The 15,973-nt window shown below is 71.8% G+C and carries 14 protein-coding genes; 2 read left to right on the forward strand and 12 right to left on the reverse strand.

Annotated features, from left to right (window positions below):
• The first annotated feature begins 51 nt into the window (after positions 1-51).
• Positions 52-2,160, forward strand: coding sequence for a glutaminase family protein (locus tag ACBY01_RS05330; protein ID WP_416459745.1), 2,109 nt, complete (start codon positions 52-54; stop codon positions 2,158-2,160).
• 22 nt (positions 2,161-2,182) lie between these two features.
• Here the strand turns inward: ACBY01_RS05330 and mgrA are convergent, their stop codons facing one another.
• From mgrA to ACBY01_RS05380, 10 genes are all read right to left on the reverse strand, one after another.
• The gene (gene mgrA / locus ACBY01_RS05335) at positions 2,183-3,265 is read right to left on the reverse strand and encodes an L-glyceraldehyde 3-phosphate reductase (protein ID WP_416459746.1); all 1,083 of its coding nucleotides are present in this window, start codon (positions 3,263-3,265) and stop codon (positions 2,183-2,185) included.
• 70 nt (positions 3,266-3,335) lie between these two features.
• Positions 3,336-5,381, reverse strand: a complete 2,046-nt coding sequence (locus tag ACBY01_RS05340; RefSeq protein WP_416459747.1) for a putative bifunctional diguanylate cyclase/phosphodiesterase — start codon at positions 5,379-5,381, stop codon at positions 3,336-3,338.
• A gap of 93 nt (positions 5,382-5,474) precedes the next feature.
• Positions 5,475-5,903 carry a YbaN family protein gene (locus ACBY01_RS05345; protein ID WP_416459748.1) on the reverse strand — a complete coding sequence of 143 codons (429 nt, stop codon included), beginning with the start codon at positions 5,901-5,903 and terminating at the stop codon, positions 5,475-5,477.
• Positions 5,887-6,477: a biliverdin-producing heme oxygenase gene (locus ACBY01_RS05350; RefSeq protein WP_416459749.1), complete on the reverse strand. Its 591-nt coding sequence runs from the start codon at positions 6,475-6,477 to the stop codon at positions 5,887-5,889. Before ACBY01_RS05350 ends, ACBY01_RS05345 begins: the two co-directional genes overlap by 17 nt.
• 177 nt (positions 6,478-6,654) lie before the next feature.
• The gene (locus ACBY01_RS05355) at positions 6,655-7,122 is read right to left on the reverse strand and encodes a hypothetical protein (protein WP_416459750.1); all 468 of its coding nucleotides are present in this window, start codon (positions 7,120-7,122) and stop codon (positions 6,655-6,657) included.
• Between the two features lie 107 nt (positions 7,123-7,229).
• Positions 7,230-8,297 carry a chorismate synthase gene (gene aroC, locus ACBY01_RS05360; protein WP_416459751.1) on the reverse strand — a complete coding sequence of 356 codons (1,068 nt, stop codon included), beginning with the start codon at positions 8,295-8,297 and terminating at the stop codon, positions 7,230-7,232.
• Positions 8,294-8,821, reverse strand: a complete 528-nt coding sequence (locus tag ACBY01_RS05365; RefSeq protein ID WP_416459752.1) for a GNAT family N-acetyltransferase — start codon at positions 8,819-8,821, stop codon at positions 8,294-8,296. The genes aroC and ACBY01_RS05365 overlap by 4 nt, the downstream gene beginning before the upstream one ends.
• Positions 8,818-9,621, reverse strand: a complete 804-nt coding sequence (gene fabI, locus ACBY01_RS05370; RefSeq protein ID WP_416459754.1) for an enoyl-ACP reductase FabI — start codon at positions 9,619-9,621, stop codon at positions 8,818-8,820. The genes ACBY01_RS05365 and fabI overlap by 4 nt, the downstream gene beginning before the upstream one ends.
• A complete protein-coding gene (locus ACBY01_RS05375; protein WP_416459755.1) occupies positions 9,618-10,589 on the reverse strand; it encodes a YihY/virulence factor BrkB family protein in 972 nt (323 codons plus the stop codon). Before ACBY01_RS05375 ends, fabI begins: the two co-directional genes overlap by 4 nt.
• Positions 10,586-11,518 (reverse strand): DnaJ C-terminal domain-containing protein, encoded by a 933-nt coding sequence (locus tag ACBY01_RS05380; protein ID WP_416459756.1) that lies wholly within the window; start codon positions 11,516-11,518, stop codon positions 10,586-10,588. The genes ACBY01_RS05375 and ACBY01_RS05380 overlap by 4 nt, the downstream gene beginning before the upstream one ends.
• A 99-nt stretch (positions 11,519-11,617) precedes the next feature.
• On the opposite strand from ACBY01_RS05380, the gene ACBY01_RS05385 reads away from it, so the two are divergent.
• Positions 11,618-12,307 carry a DUF4197 domain-containing protein gene (locus tag ACBY01_RS05385; RefSeq protein ID WP_416459757.1) on the forward strand — a complete coding sequence of 230 codons (690 nt, stop codon included), beginning with the start codon at positions 11,618-11,620 and terminating at the stop codon, positions 12,305-12,307.
• Between the two features lie 257 nt (positions 12,308-12,564).
• On the opposite strand, the gene ACBY01_RS05390 is transcribed toward ACBY01_RS05385, so the two are convergent.
• Together ACBY01_RS05390 and ACBY01_RS05395 are read right to left on the reverse strand one after the other, a co-directional pair.
• Entirely contained in the window at positions 12,565-13,446 is an 882-nt protein-coding gene (locus tag ACBY01_RS05390; RefSeq protein ID WP_416459826.1) for a transglutaminase family protein, read from the reverse strand.
• A complete protein-coding gene (locus ACBY01_RS05395) occupies positions 13,446-15,911 on the reverse strand; it encodes a circularly permuted type 2 ATP-grasp protein (RefSeq protein WP_416459759.1) in 2,466 nt (821 codons plus the stop codon). Before ACBY01_RS05395 ends, ACBY01_RS05390 begins: the two co-directional genes overlap by 1 nt.
• Positions 15,912-15,973: the final 62 nt, after the last annotated feature.

Below are 15,973 nucleotides of genomic sequence, written 5' to 3' on the forward strand. Positions count from 1 at the left end.
CGCGGGCGGCAGCCGCCGCCTGTTCCCGCCCTTTCCATGACAGAGGACCTGATGCTGGCTTCTCCCTCGCTCCCCTCGCGCCGTTTCCGTGTCGCCACGCTGGCGGTGCTGCTCGCGGCCTCCTGTGCCGGGCCGCTCGCGGCGCAGGCGCCCGTCACCACGCGCACGCCGGCGACGCCGCTGGTCACGCACGACCCCTATTTCAGCCTCTGGAGCTTCGCCGACACCGCGAACGACCAGCCGACGCGCCACTGGACCGGCACCGAGCAGCAGCTGACCGGCCACGTCCGCGTCGACGGCAAGCTGCTGCGCTTCCTGGGCGGCGGACGCGGCGAGAAGATGGTGCAGACGGTGCGCGCGATCACGCCGACGCACACCGTCTACGACTATGAAGGGGCGGGGGTGCGGCTCACCGCGACCTTCTTCACCCCCGCGCTTCCCGACGATCTCGACGTGCTGTCGCGGCCGGTGACGTACCTCAGCTGGACGGTGCGCGCGACCGACGGGCAGCCGCATGCGGTGCAGCTCTATTTCGACGCGAGCGCCATGCTGGCGGTCGACAACGAGCAGCAGCGCGTGGTGTGGGGCACCAGCCGCGTCGGCGACATGAACGTCCTGCGGATCGGCACCAGCGAGCAGCAGGTGCTGCAGAAGGTCGGCGACAACGTCCGCATCGACTGGGGCTGGGCGCAGCTGGCGGTGCCGCAGCAGGCGGGCGCCACGACGGCGACGATCGGCGAGGGCGACCGCGGCGCCTTCCTGGAGGACAAGCCGGTGGCGGCGGACGACCTCGCCATGCCGCGGCTCGCGCACCAGAACCGCCCGCTGATGGCGGTGCGGTTCAATTTCGGCAGCGTCGGCGCGACAGCGGCCACGCGCCGCGCGATGCTCGCCTACGACGACCTCGAATCGCTCGAATATTTCAAGCGGCGGCTGCCGGCCTATTGGCGCCGCGGCGGCATGACGATGGCCGAGTTGTTGCTGAAGGCCGAGGCCGAGGAGACGGCGCTCCGCCAGCGCGGCGAGGCGTTCGACCGCGAGCTCACCGCCGATCTGGAGCGCGTCGGCGGGCGGCAGTACGCCGAACTCGCAGTGGTCGCCTATCGACAGACGCTCGCCGCGCACAAGCTCGTCGCCGACATCAACGGGCTGCCGCTCTATTTCTCCAAGGAGAATTTCTCCAACGGCTGCATCGGCACGGTCGACCTGACCTATCCGTCGTCGCCGTTCTTCCTGCTGCTCAATCCGACGCTGCTCGAGGCGCAGATGCGCCCGATCCTCGACTATGCGTCGATGCCGCGGTGGAAGTTCCCGTTCGCGCCGCACGACCTGGGCACCTATCCGCACGCCAACGGCCAGGTCTATGGCGGCGGCGAGCGCAGCGAGGACGACCAGATGCCGGTCGAGGAAACCGGCAACATGCTGCTGATGCTCGGCGCGCTGGCCAAGGTGCGCGGCAACGCCGATTTCGCCGAACGCTATTGGCCGCTGCTGGAGCGCTGGGCGACCTTCCTGCGCGAAAAGGGGCTCGACCCTGAAAACCAGCTGAGCACCGACGACTTCGCCGGCCATCTGGCGCACAACACCAACCTGTCGGTGAAGGCGATCAGCGCGCTCGACGCCTATTCCGAACTGGCGCGGATGCTGGGCAAGAAGGCGGATGCTGCGCGCTACCGCACCACCGCGCGGCAGATGGCGGCCAAGTGGCTGACGATGGCCAAGGACGGCGACCACACCCGCCTCGCCTTCGACCGGCCGGGAACGTGGAGCCAGAAGTATAATCTGGTGTGGGACAAGCTGCTCGGGCGCAACCTCTTCCCCAAGGCGCTGCTCGAGGACGAGGTGCGCTTCTACCTCCAGAACCAGCAGCCGTTCGGCCTGCCGCTCGACAGCCGCAAGACCTACACCAAGCTCGACTGGATTACCTGGAGCGCGACGCTGACCGACGACCGGGCGGCGTTCGAGCAGCTGATCGCGCCGGTGCACAAGTTCATGCGCGAAACGCCGACGCGGGTGCCGCTGAGCGACTGGTACGAGACGACCGACGGCAAGCAGGTCGGCTTTCAGGCGCGCTCGGTGGTCGGCGGCGTCTACATCAAGATGCTGTCCGACCAGGCGCTCTGGAAGAAATGGGCGGGCCGCGCGCAGGCCAGGGACTGAACGCGCGGCCCGGCCGGCGGCGTCAGACGGCGGGTGCGCGCCCGCCGCCGGCCGGAGTCTCCTGCAGCGTCGAGGACTTCGCCCACAGGTCGATCCCGCCCTCGCCGGCATGGACGTCGATCGCGGCCAGTTCCTCGGCGGTGAAGTCGAGCCGGCCGAGCGCGTCGAGGCTGTCGTCGAGCTGGGCGACGGTGCGTGCGCCGATCAGCGCGGCGGTGACGCGCGGGTCGCGCAGCACCCAGGCGATCGCCATCTGCGCGAGGCTCTGCCCGCGTGCCGCCGCGATTTCCCCCAGCGCCCGGATGCGCGCGAGATTCTCTTCGGTCAGCAGCGTCTGCGACAGCGAACCCTCGCGCGCCGCGCGGGCGTCGGCCGGCACGCCGCGGAGGTACTTGTCGGTGAGCATGCCCTGCGCGAGCGGTGAGAAGGCGATGCAGCCGGTGCCGAGTTCGCCCAACGTGTCGAGCAGTTCGCGCTCGATCCAGCGATTGAGCATCGAATAGCTCGGCTGGTGGATCAGCAGCGGCACGCGCTCCTCGGCGAGGATCGCGGCGGCGCGGCGGGTGAGCTCGGGCGAATAGGAGGAGATGCCGACGTAGAGCGCCTTGCCCTGGCGGTGGAGCTGGGCGAGCGCGCCCATCGTCTCCTCCAGCGGCGTGTCGGGATCGACGCGGTGCGAATAGAAGATGTCGACATAGTCGAGCCCTATCCGCCGGAGGCTCTGGTCGCAGCTGGCGATCAGATATTTGCGGCTGCCGCCGACGTCGCCGTACGGCCCGGGCCACATGTCCCACCCCGCCTTGGTCGAGATCACCAGCTCGTCGCGGTGCGTGGCGAAATCCTTGGCGAGGACGCGGCCGAAATTCTCCTCGGCCGAGCCGTAGGGCGGGCCGTAGTTGTTGGCCAAATCGAAATGGGTGACGCCGCGGTCGAACGCACGGCGCAGGATCGCGCGGCCGGTCTCGAACACGTCCTCCCCGCCGAAGTTCTGCCACAGGCCGAGGCTGATCGCCGGCAGGACAAGCCCCGATCGGCCGCAGCGGCGATAGGGCATGCGACCGTCGTAGCGTGCGGGATCGGCGGTGTAGGGGGGCTCGAACGGCATGGGGTATCTCCGGATGCGAGCATCCGCTTCTAGGCGCGCCCGGCGGAGACCGCCAGCGCAGCCGCGCCGCTCAGGCTCGGTCGGCGAAGGCCGGGGCGGGTTCGGGCTGGGGACGACCGATCCAATAGCCCTGGACCTGCTCGCAGCCCCACAGCCGCAGCATCGCCAGCTGCGCGCCGGTCTCCACGCCTTCCGCGACGACCGGGATGCCCAAGCTCGCGCCGAGCGCCAGCGTCGTGCGGACGATCGATTCCGACGGCGGATGATGGTCCATCGCGATCACGAAGCTGCGGTCGATCTTGAGCTTGTCGAAGCGGAAGTCGCGCAGGTTGCCGAGCGAGGCGTGGCCGGTGCCGAAATCGTCCATGACGATGCGTGCGCCCGCCTGCTGGAGCTGGTGGAGCACCGCGAGCACCGTGTCGCGGCGGCTGCCGAGCAGGGTCGCACTTTCGGTCACCTCGAACTCCAGCCGCGCGGGGTCGATGCCATGCGCGGCGGCGAGCGCGAGCAGCTCGCCGGCGAGTTCGCGGCGGCGCAGCTGGATGGGCGAGAGGTTGAGCGCGAGGAACTGGTGCCGCGGCCCACGTGCGGCGCGTGCCATCGCCTTGTCTGCAAGCCAAAGCCCGATCGAGTCGATCAGCCCGTCCGCCTCGGCCAGCGGGACGAACCGCTCGGGGGAGATCTGCCCCAGTTCGGGGTGGGTCCAGCGCAGCAGCGCCTCGTGGCCGAGCACGCCGAGCGTCCGCGCGTCGGCGAGCGGCTGGTACACCAGGTGCAGCTCGCCGCGCTCGACCGCCCGGCCGAGATCGCGCGCCAGCCGCCTGCGCAGCCGCACCTCCTCCTGCAGCCGGTTGTCGAAGAAGCGCGCGACGCCGCGCCCTTCCGACTTCGCCCGGTACATGGCCAGATCGGCGAGCACGTGCAGTTCCTCGAGATTCTGCTCGGGGCCGGACACGGCGACGCCGATGCTGAGGCGGATCGGGATGGTGCCCTGGGCGGTTTCCGCGCAGCCGCGCAGGATCCGCGCGGCCAGCGCCTCCGCCGCCGCCGGCTGGTCGGGGGCGATCTGGAGGATCGCGAACTCGTCGCCGCCGATGCGGGCGACCAGGTCGTCGCTGCCGACGCAGCCGGCGAGCAGCTGCGCGGCACGGCGCAGCGCGCGGTCGCCGCCGGCATGGCCGTGGCGGTCGTTGATCGCCTTGAACTCGTCCAGGTCGATCGCGAAGACCGCCACGCGCGCGTCGGTGCGGCGCGCCTCGCTCAGCGCCTCGGCGAGCCGGTTTTCGAACTGGAGCCGGTTGGGCAGGCCGGTGAGCGCGTCGTGATGGGCGAGATGGTCGGCGTGGCGCTCGGCCGAGCGCCGCTGCTCGACCGCCTGGCGATAGACGAACAGGCAGCGCGCGAGCTCGCCCAGCTCGTCCTCGCGCTGCAGCCCGGGCAGCTCGATCGCGGTCGCCTCGTTGCGGTTGAACGCGCGCAGCCGGTCGGCGATCACCACGATCGGCGAGATCACCTGGCGGCGCAGCCATACCAATGCACCCGCCAGCGCGACGACGGTGAGCCCGCCGGCGATCAGCACGCGCAGGATGTTGCGGTACATGGTGCGCGCGTTGCCGGTGATCGCCTCGTCGATCGTACGGGTCAGCACCATGCGCGTCGTGGACTGGGCGGCTTCGAGGTCGCGCAGCGCGGCGAGGAAGGCGCCCATCTGCGGCTTGATGGCGGCGGGGTCGCGCCGCGCGGTGGCGAGCAGATCGTTGCCGCGGGCCGAGAAGCGCGCGGCGGCTTCCGCGCGCGCCGCGACCGAGTCGCGCAGCTCGGGGACCAGATCGGCGGTTTCGGCCATGCCTGCGCGCTGCCCGAAGGCGCTCACGCCGCGCGACACCTGCGCCCAGCGCGCCGGCGGAACCGGAACGCCGGTTTCCGCTAGACGGGTGACCTCGCCGATCGCGAGGCGCAGTTGCTGCTGGAGATGATCCTCATGCCCTTGCGTGCGCAGTAGCGCGCTCATCCGCGCGACCTCGGCATTCTCGTCGCGGATCCGGTTGGCGACGCCCAGCCCGGTCGCCAGCAGCACGAACGCCACCAGCAGCAGGGTTCCGAAGGCAACCAGCACGCGCGTGGAGATCGATCTCGGCAAGCGCCCCCCTTGGTTCGTCAGGCTAGCCGTCGAGCCTTACCGGTTCGCAAGGACGGCGCAACGACGCTGTCAACGCACGGGCGCGCCGGTCGGGCGCCGCAGGATCCACAGCGCGCAGGCGGCGAGCACCGCCGCGATCGTCAGCGCGAGCCACAGCGGCGGGCGGGCGCCCCAGCAGAACAGCGCGTAGCCGACGGTCATGCTCAGGCACGCCGCCCATTTGGCATGCCGCGGGATCGCGCCGTGTCGCTGCCAGGCGGTGAGCGCCGGGCCGAAGCGCGGGTGGCGCAGCAGCCACAGCTCGAGCCGGGGCGACGAGCGCGCGAAGCAGGCCAGCGCCAGGATCAGGAAGTCGACGGTCGGCAGCAGGGGCACGAAGATGCCGACGAAGCCGATCGCCACGAGCAGCAGGCCGAGGCTCAGCCAGGCGAGTCGCGCCGGTCGCCCGCGCCGCAGGAGTTCGCTGCGTTCCGGGTCCGCGTCAGCCGAGCCGGGCATCGGCCAGCGCCTGCACGCGTGCGAACGCCGCCTCGGCCCCGGCGACTGCGCGCCTCTCCTCGGCCTCGGTTTCCAATGCGGCGTCGAGCCGCGCGGTGAAGCGACGCCAATGCTCGGCCGGCCCTTCGGCGGTGGGGGCGAGATGGCGGGCGCCGTGCGCGTCGGACAGTCCCAGCTTGGCGGCTTCCTTGCGCAGCAGCGCCGCACCGAGGTTTGATCCCTCGGCGACGTAGAGCCAGCCGAGTGCCTGGGCGACGTCGACGGGCTCGCCGGGCGCGAAGCGGGGGGGCGCGTCGGTGGCGGGGAGCGGCTGGCCGAGGTCGGCGAGGTCCCGCTCGATCGCCTCGATCCGGGATCGCGTCGCGAGGTCCGGCACCGACGTGGCGAGCGCGGGATGGCGGTAGAGCGCCTCGATGTCGCGGTGGAACAGCCACTGCATGGCGACGAATCGCGCATAGCCCTCGCGGGTCGCGAAGGCGTCGGCGGCCATGATCGTACCATCCAGCCGCTGATGTGTGTCTTGCGTCTGGTCACGCAGGCGCTTGGACAGGGGAAGCTCGATCGTCGCGGGCAATACGGGATCCTTTGCGGAGAGGATCTCCTCCCCGTCGGCGGCGGTACTGCGAACGGATCGCAACTTCAATCGGCAAACGCTCCGACGGAGCGGAGCGGCTGCCGACACCAGCGGCAACGGGGCCCGCCCGACGACCGGAAGTCGTTCGGTGCGAGCCCCGCTCCGGTCCGGCGGAGATCAGCCGCGCGGCGTGCCCGGCTGGTTCGGGATGCCGTCACCCGGCTGGGTCGGATCGCCCGGCTGCGGCGTGGACATCGGGTCCGTCGTGTCGGGCATCCCCGGCGTGGTCGGCATGCCGTCTGGCGGCGTCGGGGTGGTCGGCGTGCCCGGCACTCCCGGCGTCATCGGATCGCCCGGCATGTCCGGAGTCGTCGGCGTACCCGGCATCGTGGGGGTGCCGGGCGTGGTCGGCGTCGTCTGCCGGCTGCGGGTGGTGCGGCGGGTCTGCCGGTCGGGGCTGGTGGTGGTGCGGGTGTCGGGATTGCCGGGCACCGTCTGCGGCCCCGGCGTGCCGGGCGTCGTCTGGGTTCCGGGCACGCCCGGGGTTCCCGGCGTGGTGGGGGTAGAGGGGCTGGTGGTCACCTGAGCGATCGCCGTCCCCGAGCCACAGACCGCAAGCATCGCTGCCAACATCGTCGTGCGCATGATCGGGTTCCTTCTCCAAGTCTGGCGTGCCAACGCGCCACGACGGAAGAAGTGCCCATTTCCCGCCACAATGGCAGAAAAGCCGTTACTCTATCATAAGTTAGGATTCAGCCGCACTGCCCGCGATGCAGCAGCTTCTGGTCGGCGAGGACAAGCGCTACCATCGCTTCGACGACGGGGACGCCGCGGATGCCGACGCAGGGATCGTGGCGTCCCTTGGTGGCGAGCGTGGTGGCTTCGCCTTCCCGGGTGACGGTCTCCATCGGCGTCAGGATCGAGCTGGTCGGCTTGAACGCGACGCGCAGGCGGATCGGCTGGCCGGTGGCGATGCCGCCGGCGATGCCGCCGGCATGGTTGGCGAGGAAGCGCGGACCGTCGTCGCCCGGCCGCATCGGGTCGGCATTCTCCTCGCCGGTCAGTGCCGCGGCGGCGAAGCCGTCGCCGATCTCGACGCCTTTGACGGCGTTGATCGACATGGCGGCGGCGGCAAGCTCGCTGTCGAGCTTGGCATAGAGCGGCGCGCCCCAGCCGGCGGGCACGCCCGTCGCCTCGCACGCGACGACGGCGCCCAGCGACGATCCGGCCTTGCGCGCGCGGTCGACCAGCGCCTCCCAGCGCAGCGCCGCGTCTGCATCGGGGCAGAAGAAGGGATTGCGGCCGATCTCGGCGGCATCGAACTTCGCATAGTCGATCGCGTCGCCGCCGATCGCCTCGACCCAGGCGGTGATCGTCACCTCGGGGATCACCTGCCGGGCGACGGCACCGGCGGCGACGCGCGACGCGGTCTCGCGCGCGGACGAGCGCCCGCCGCCGCGATAGTCGCGGAAGCCGTATTTCGCGTCGTACGCATAGTCGGCATGGCCGGGGCGATAGGCCTTGGCGACGTCCGAATAATCCTTGGAGCGCTGGTCGACGTTCTCGATCATCAGCGCAATCGGCGTGCCGGTGGTGCGCCCTTCGAACACGCCGGAGAGGATGCGGACCTCGTCGGGCTCGCGCCGCTGCGTCGTGAAGCGCGAGGTGCCGGGGCGGCGCGCGTCGAGGAACGGCTGGAGGTCCGCCTCGCTGAGCGCGATCCCCGGCGGGCAGCCGTCGACGACCGCGCCGATCGCCGGCCCGTGGCTCTCGCCCCAGGTGGTGAAGCGGAACATCCGGCCGAAGCTGTTGACGCTCATGCCGCTTGCCCCAGCAGCGCGAAGGCGTCGGCATGGATCGCCTCGCCGCGCACGCCGCACGGCATCGCGCCCTGCTGCAGCGGCAGCGCCAGCAGGTTCTCGCCGGCATAGGGCGAGGCGAAGCCCTGCGCCCAGTCGGCGGAGAAGCCGAACCGCCCGTAATAAGCCGGATCGCCGAGCACGAAGCACAGGTGCACGCCCGCATCAGCGAGATGCTCCAGGCCGGCGCGGATCAGCGCCTCGGCCACGCCCTCGCGGCGATGGGCGGGGGCGACCGCGACCGGCGCCAGCGCGACCGCCGCCACCGACCGGTCCGCCACGTCGACCGCCATCCGGCTGAACGCGATCATGCCGGCGAGCATGCCGTCGTCCTCGTCGTCGGCGACCAGCGTCAGCACCATGTCGCCGGTGACGCACAGCCGCTGGACGAGCAGCGCCTCGTCCTCGGCCGGGAAGGCGGCGCGCAGCAGCGCGTCGATCGCCGCCACGTCGCCGCCCGATGCCGGGCGGATCGCGACCGTCACGACAGCGCGATGTCGGGCGCGTCCTCGGCCTTCATGCCGATGACGTTGTAGCCGGCGTCGACGTGGTGGATCTCGCCGGTCACGCCGCTCGCCAGGTCCGACAGCAGGTAGAGGCCGGCGCCGCCCACATCCTCGATGGTGACGTTGCGGCGCAGCGGCGAGTTCAGCTCGTTCCACTTCAGGATATAGCGGAAATCGCCGATGCCGGAGGCGGCGAGCGTCTTGATCGGCCCGGCCGAGACCGCGTTGACGCGGATGTTCTCCGGCCCCAGGTCGACCGCGAGATACTTGACCGAGGTGTCGAGCGCCGACTTGGCCACGCCCATCACGTTGTAGTGGGGGACGACCTTTTCCGAGCCGTAATAGGTCAGCGTCAGCAGGCTGCCGCCGTTCGGCATCATCGCGCGGGCGCGCTGGGCGACCGCGGTGAAGCTGTAGACCGAGATGTTCATGGTCATCAGGAAATTGTCGAGGCTGGTGTCGTAGTAGCGACCGCGCAGCTCCTCCTTGTCGGAAAAGCCGATCGCGTGGACGACGAAGTCGATCGTCGGCCACTGCTCCGCCAGCGTCGCGAAGGCGGTGTCGAGCTTGGCCATGTCCGACACGTCGCACTCGATCAGCCGATCCGAGCCGACCTGTGCGGCGAGCGGGCGCACGCGGCGCTCCAGCGCCTCGCCCTGATAGGTGAACGCCATCTCCGCGCCCTGCGCGTGCAGCGCCTTGGCAATGCCCCACGCCAGCGAGCGATCGTTGGCAAGCCCCATGATGAGCCCACGCTTGCCCTGCATCAGTCCCGTCACGCCGCAGCTTCCTCCATTGGTACAGCAGGGTCCTCTAGCGCCGGTTCGGGGGTTTCCGCCAGCGCCGCGTTCAATTCCACGCCGACCACCACGCCCAGACCGACGACGAAGAAGAAGATCAGCGCGATCATCACGCCCGCCAGGCTGCCGTAGGTGAGGTCGTAGCCGCCGAGCAAGTCGAGCGACAGCGGCAGCAGCGCGGTGGTCCCCAGCCACCAGCCGGCGGTGAGCGCCGCGCCCGGCCATTTCGGGCATTTGCTGTAGCGATATTTGCTGGGGGTGAGCGAATAGAAGAGCATGTAGAGCGCGACGAACAGCGCGACGGCAGGGGCGAGGCGCGCGACCGAGATCCATTGCGCGGTGTCGCTGAGGAACGGCAGCACGCGCAGGATGAACTGCTCGACGCCCAGCAGCACGACCTGAAAGCTGAACGCCGCCATCGCCAGCACCACCGAGGCGACGATCAGCCCGATCGAGCTCAGCCGATATTCCCAGAACGGGCGGGTGGAGGGGATGCCGTACGCCTGGCGCAGGATCGAGCGCACCGTCTCGATGAAGCCGGTGGTGGTCCACAGCCCGACGATCGCACCCAGCCACAGCAGCGACCCCGAGCGCGCCTGGAGCACGTCGAGGATCGGCTTTTCGAGCACGCTCGCCACCTCGGGCGGGACGGTGCGCAGGAACGCCTCGACCGCATGGACGCCGTCGCCGGTGCGCCCGACCAGCCGCGCCACCGCCGCCGCGACGATGAAGAAGGGAAACAGGGTGACCAGCGACAGATAGGCGAGGTTGCCGGCGTGGGTGAAGCCGTCGGTATAGGTGCCGACCGCGACCCGGCGCACGATCTCGATCACCCGCGCGCTCAGGCCGAGGCGCGACAGGATCGGCGCATGGCCGTCGCGCCGCGCCTCCGGGCTTTCCGGCGACACCGCGCCGGCTGCCGGGGCTGCGGCGCGGCGGTCGCTCACAAGCCCAGCTTCGCGCGCGGATCCTGGTCGCGGCCGGGCCAGCCCTGGACGAACTCGACCAGCGCGTCGTCGCCGACCGGCAGGTCGACCATCAGCGTCACCAGCTGGTCGCCGCGGCCGCCGCCCTTCTTGTGGAAGCCGCGGTTCTTGAGCCGGAGTACCTTGCCCGAGGTCGAGCCCTTGGGCACCTTGAGCATCACCGCGCCCTCTACGGTGGGCACGCGCACCTCGCCGCCCAGCACCGCCTCGGCGAGGCTGACCGGCAGCTCGAGCCGCACGTCGTCGCCGTCGCGGGTGAAGAAGCGGTGCGGCTGGACTTCGATCGAGACGATCGCGTCGCCGGCGCCGCCCGCGCCCGGATCGCCCTTGCCGGCGAGGCGCATCTGGGTGCCGCTCTCGACGCCGGCGGGGAGCTTCAGGTCGATGGTCTTGCCGTCGCGCAGCATGATCCGCTGCGGGCTGAGCGCCGCCGCGTCGGTGAACGCCACCGCCAGCCGATAGGGAACGTTGGCGCCCTTCGGCGCCTGGCGCCGGCCGAAGCCGCCGCCGAACCCGCCGCGCTGGCCGCCGCCGCCGCTGAACAGCCCCTCGAACAGATCCTCGAAGCCGCCGCCCTCGTTGCCACCGCCGAAGTCGAACCCGCCGCGCTGACCCGGCCGGAACCCGCCGCCACCCCCGCCGCCGCCGAAGCCGAACGGCGAGCTGGGATTGCCGTCGCCGTCGATCTCGCCGCGGTCGAAGCGCGCGCGCTTGTCCTTGTCGGTGAGCAGGTCGTAAGCCTGGGTCACCTGGCTGAAGCGCTCCGCCGCCTTGGGGTTGTCCTTGTTGCGGTCGGGGTGCAGCTCCTTGGCGAGCGTGCGATACGCCTTCTTGATGTCCGCTTCGCTCGCGTCGCGTGCGACGCCCAAAGTTGCGTAAGGGTCTGCCATGTCCCGTTAGCTAGGCGGTGCGGGGCCCGGCGACAATGGGGACGCGCGCATCCATTGCCGGGGCGGAACGAAGCCGGCGCCGCGGCCGTTTTCGCGGCCATGACCGACTGTGCCTCCCCCGCCCGCCGCCGGCTGCTCGTCCAGTCCGCCGCGTTGCTGCCGCTCGTCGCGCTCGCCGGCTGCGCCACGCCGCTCGGCAGCTATGGCGTGGAGGAGGGGGTGCGGCGGCTGCTCACCCTGTCGAGCCAGCGCGCCTTCGCCCGACTGACCGAGCCGGGCGGCTTCTACGACGACCAGCTCACCCGGCTGGTGCTGCCGGAGACCGGCGGCAACGACGTGCTCGGCGCGGTGCTGCGCACCAATGCGGTGCGCGGGCGGGTCGCGCAGGCGCTCAACGACGTCGCGGTCGATGCCGCCGACCGCGCGACGCCGGTGGTGCTCGATTCGATCCGCTCGCTGACGCTGACCGACGCGCTGGCGGTGCTGCGCGGCGGGCCGACCGCGGCGACCGACCTGCTCCAGCGGCAGGTCGGCGGCGCGCTGGTCGAGACGATGTTCCCGGAGTTTTCGGCCGGATTGCGCTCCGACACGCTCGAAATCCTCACCGCCATCGCGGGGGCGCGAACGGGAATCGACTATGCCGCGCTGGCGCGCACCGGCGCCGAGCAGGCGGGGCAGGCGATCTTCCGCGCGATCGGCCGCGAGGAAGCCGCGATCCGCGCCGACCCGCGCAGCACCCGCGACCCGACGCTGATCGCGTTGCTGAGCGGAGCATCGCTGGTGCGGTGACGCGGGCGTCGCGCTGGAGGGTCGGGCGTAGCGGCAATGGATCCTGACTTCCGTCAGGATGACGGTGGGGGGCGGTTTCCTCTCTTCCCCTCCGTTCGCCTCGAGTAGCCGTCGAGTAACGCCGTCAGGCGCGTATCGAGACGGCGTATCGAGAGGTCGGCTCCCGGGGCCGTACCTCGATACGAGCCCTCGATCCGCGCCTGACGGCGATACTCGGTCTCTACTCGGCACGAACGGGGCAGTGGGGTCGCTCCCCGTCACCCCTCCAGCGGCGCGACGTCGACCGAGACGTGCATCGTCTGCGCGCCTGATCCAAGCACGACGCCGTCGATCGGGGCGATGTCGGCATAGTCGCGGCCGATCGCGACGACGACGTGGTCGTTCGCCATCCAGATGCCGTTGGTGGGATCGACCCCGACCCAGCCGTGGCGCGCGCCGCACCACAGTAGCACCCAGGCGTGGGTGGCGTCCGCGCCGACCAGCCTCGGCTGGCCCGGTGGCGGCAGCGTGCGCAGATAGCCTGAGGCATAGGCCGCCGGCAGCCCCGCGGCGCGCAGGCCCGAGATCATGATCTGCGCGAAATCCTGGCAGACGCCGCCCCGCTTCGCGAAGGCGACGTGCGGGGGCGTGTCGACCAGCGTCGCGGTGGTGTCGAACGCGAACTCGCGCTGGATGCGCTGCGCGAGCGCGATCGCCGCCTCCAGCGCGCCGCGATCGGGATCGAGCTCCTCGGCGCACCAGGCGCCGATGTCGCGATCGAGCGGGATGTGCGGCGAGGGGAAGAGATAGCTCGCCGGGCTCGCCGGCCCGGCGTCGCGGCTGGCGCGTGCCTGGACGGCGATCTCGGCCAGCGTCGGATCGTCGGCCGCAGGGACCGGGATCGGCCGGTCGACGGTGACGCGGGCGCGGCTTTCGATGGTGAGCTCGCGCTCGGGCTTCTCCACCACCAGCCGCAGCACGTTGGCGAGGCCCGCCTGCGCGCGCGCGGGCGCGGTGTGGCCGCCGGGCTCGACCGACAGGTGATAGTCCTCCAGCACCTGTCCCGACCACAGGATCGGCTTCAGCCGCAGGTTGCAGCGCGCAAAGCCCGCCGCCTCGGCATAGTCGAAGCGGGTGACGTGGCGGATCGCGTAGCGCATCATGCCAGCGTCAGCCCGGAACCGCGCAAGGGCTCGGCGCCCTGCAGGAAATAGCGCGTGGCGATCGCGTCGGAGAGGCGCATCAAATGGCTCTCCAGCGCCTGCGCCGTCGCTGCGTCCAGCGTCGCGGCGGTCGCGGTCGCGACCGTGGCCTGCAGCGCGGTGGCGATCGCCTGCTGCGGCTCGGCGAGCCCCGAATCGGACAGCACCGGCAGCCGCGCGAGATGCTCGGCGATCGAGTCTGCCTGGAAGGCGATCGACCGCGGATTGCCGGGATCGAGCGCGATCAGGTCGACCACCGGCGCGGGCGCGAGCCCGGTCAGGTAGCGCTGGCGATAGCTGATCTGGCTGTCGGCCAGGTCGAGAAGCGTCGACAGATCGTCCGACGTCGCCGCGGGCGTGGCGAAGTGCCGGAGCGCCTGCGTCGCTGCCAGCGCGCGCTCGATCCGCCGGCCCAGATCGTGGAAGCGCCACGCGTCGGTGCGCGCCATATGTTCGGCCGACAGCCCCGCGAGTGCGGCGTAGCGGCGCTGGAGCGAGCCGGCCCGGTCGAGCAGCCCGCCGCGGTCGGGGGGCGGCGCCTCGAGCAGCCGCATCATGTCCGCGGCCAGCCGATCGCGCGAGATCGCGCCGATTCCCGCCGCCAGCCGGTTGATCGCGCGGACGCTGTGCCCTTCGCCCTCGATCGCCAGGCGGGCGAAGTCGACCAGTTCGCGGCGACGGCGGCCGGCGGGGGCGGGGGCGGCGCCGGCATCGGCGATCAGCGCCACCAGCCGCGCCACCGTCGCATCGGCGAGCGCAGCGCCGGTGTCGGCGCCGATCGAATGGCCGAGCAGCACCCGGATCGCGCCGAGCAGCGCCTCGCCGCGCTCGAGATAGCGGCCGAGCCAGAAGAGATTGTCGGCGACCCGGCTGGGCAACGTGCCGGGGTTGCGGCGCAGCTCGATCGCGTCGGCGGTGGGGAGCAGCGACACCGGCGGCACCGGATCGGCGCCGTGGACGCAGACGTCGGCGGACCAGCTCCCCGCGTCCATCCCCCCAACGTGCGTGTCGGCATGGCCGCCGATCCGCACCAGCCCGCCGGGGAGCACCGTCCACCCGCCCGCGGCATCGCGCGCGGCGTAGACGCGCAGCGTGAACGGGCGCGGCTCCAGCCGCTCGCCCTGCGCGAGTGGCATCGTCGAGAGGCGCACGACCTCCTGGCCGACATAGTCCTGCGGGCGGCGGGTCATGTCGTCGGCGAGCAGGCGGCGCGCGGCCGCATCGAGGTCGGCGCCGAGCACCGCGGCGCCGCCGGGCAGGCCGAGCGGCGTGGGGCCGAAGGCGGGTGCCACCACCAGCCGATCGAGGTCGGCGAGCACCCGGTCGCGCTCGGCCGGCTGGCCGCACCACCAGGTGGCGAGGTTGGGGAGCTTGAGCGGCGCGCCGGTCAGCCGCTCGGCGATGGCGGGAAGGAAGGCGGCGAACGCCGGCGCCTCCAGCATCCCCGCGCCGGGCGTGTTGGCGACGACGAGGTTGCCCGCCGCCATCGCATCGACCAGCCCCGGTACGCCGATCGTCGAACTGGCGTCGAAGGCGAGCGGATCGAGCAGTCGCGGGTCGACCCGCCGCCACAGGGCGTCGATCCGCTTCAGCCCGGCGATGGTGCGGACGTAGAGCTGGTCGTGGCGCACCGCCAGGTCGGCGCCCTCGACCAGCAGGAACCCCAGATAGCGCGCGAGATGCGCCTGCTCGGCGTAGCTCGGGTCCTGCCGGCCGGGGGTGAGCAGGCCGATGCGCGGCTCGGTGCGGCGGCACGCGGCGGCGAGCCCCTCGCGCATCGCCGCGAAGAAGGGCGCGTGGCGGCGGACGTTGAGCCGGCCCTGCAGCCCGCCCAGCGTGCGCGCGATCGCCAGCCGGTTCTCCAGCGCATAGCCCGCACCGACCGGCGCCCGAAGATGGTCGGCGAGCACCCGCCAGCCGCCGTCCGGGTCGCGGCACAGGTCGGCGGCGAAGAACTGCAGGTGGTGGCCGCCCGGCGGGACGACGCCGGCCATCGGGCGCAGGAACAGGGGGCTGCCGGCGACCAGCGCCGCCGGGATCGCGCCGTCGGCGACCAGCCGGCCGGGGCCGTAGAGATCGGCGGTCACCGCCTCCAGCAGCTCGGCGCGCTGGGCGATCCCGGCGGCGATCGTCTGCCATTCGCGGCTGTCGATCAGCAGCGGCACCGGCGACAGCGGCCCGCGGCGTTCCTCGCTCTCGCCGGGCATGCGGAGGCCGAGGTCGTCGGCCTGGCGCTGCGCCCGCTCGCGCGCCTGGTCGAGCGAGTCGCCCGCGGCGGCGGCGAGTTCTTCGAGGGCGGCGACCCAGGCGGCGCGCGCCCCGGCGCACAGCACGTCGCCGGCGGGGGCGTGCGCGCAATAGTCGGCGGCCCAGCGCTCGGCGATGGTGGCGGCGTCGAACAGGCTTGCGGCTCGGTTCGGCACGCGTCACTCCGATTGCGTTCGCCCGGTGTCACCACAAAGCGCGCGGGGGCGCAACCGGGAAG

The sequence above is a fragment of the Sphingomonas mangrovi genome (genome assembly GCF_047975845.1).
Lineage (GTDB): Bacteria > Pseudomonadota > Alphaproteobacteria > Sphingomonadales > Sphingomonadaceae > Sphingomonas.